This window comes from Seohaeicola nanhaiensis, from assembly GCF_042654245.1.
GTDB classification, from domain to species: domain Bacteria; phylum Pseudomonadota; class Alphaproteobacteria; order Rhodobacterales; family Rhodobacteraceae; genus Seohaeicola_A; species Seohaeicola_A nanhaiensis.
The window spans coordinates 1-942 of the sequence record NZ_JBHSGI010000010.1 but is presented as its reverse complement, the minus strand read 5'-3'; the positions used below and the strand labels follow the sequence as shown (position 1 = coordinate 942).

1 protein-coding gene is annotated in these 942 nt (G+C 66.8%); it reads right to left on the bottom strand.

Annotated elements, in window-relative coordinates; translation table 11 throughout:
• Window positions 1-942 (bottom strand): LamG-like jellyroll fold domain-containing protein (locus ACFO5X_RS12720; protein ID WP_380717850.1); only part of this gene is annotated, 942 nt, incomplete at both ends.

The window sequence follows — 942 nt, the reverse complement described above, 5'->3', positions numbered from 1 at the left end:
CGACCATGGAGGTCATGGTGAGGGGCGTTTCGAAATGGCCATGCATGTCGGCGCCGTAGTCCATCATGATCTTCATGAAGGTGTCCGAGGCGTGGTGCAGCTGGCCGAGCACCGGCATCAGGCTGTCGAGCGCGTCATGGGTTTCGGCGTGATGCGCGAGGTCGGGGTCGGTGGCACCGGCGAGCGCGATGATGTCGGTCTCGCCCAGCTGGCCGTCGAAAACCATCACCTCGCCGATGGTGCCCTTGAACAGCGAATGGGCGGGATCGGTGTCGGAGGTGTGCCAGGCGCGGCTGCCGCCGATGACGAGGGGGTGGGTGTTGGTCAGCATGCCCTGCTTGAAGGCGGGCTCGGCGGCGACCAGATCGCCGTTGAGCCAGACCTGCAGGCCCTGGGCGCCGAAGGAGAGGGCGAAGGCATAGGTGGTATTGGCCTCCAGCACGAGGTCCGGCACCTTGAGCCACTCGCTCTCGCTGGCACCCTCCTGGGTGATCACGATGGTCCCGTCCTTCAGCCAGACCGTGAAGTCGCCGGCACCGCGCCCGTTGCCGTCTTTCGAGACGAGGGCATAGTCGCCGGGCAGGCGATCGAGCGAGAAGCTCAGGGCAATGGTCGCGGCGCTGAGGGCGAGCGATTTGGCGTGGCCGACATTCAGGTAATCGCCGTCCTCGCCGCTAAGCACATGGGTGCCTGGCAGCGCGGCGACGGGCGTAAGGTTGATCGGCAGGTCGAGGTCGGCGGCAGTGGGCAGGGTACGGGGCACCGAACTCCCGCCAGCCTCGACGCCCATGTCCGTCGGTTTGACGGCCTCGCCCAGGTCCTCGATGGAGGTGACGATGCCATAGGCGGGGGCGGCGGTGTGTTCGATGTCGCTCCGCTTCACCAGGTCGCCGTAGACGGTGATCGTGCCCAGCCGGTCGTCGTTATGCGCGCCGCCGTTGT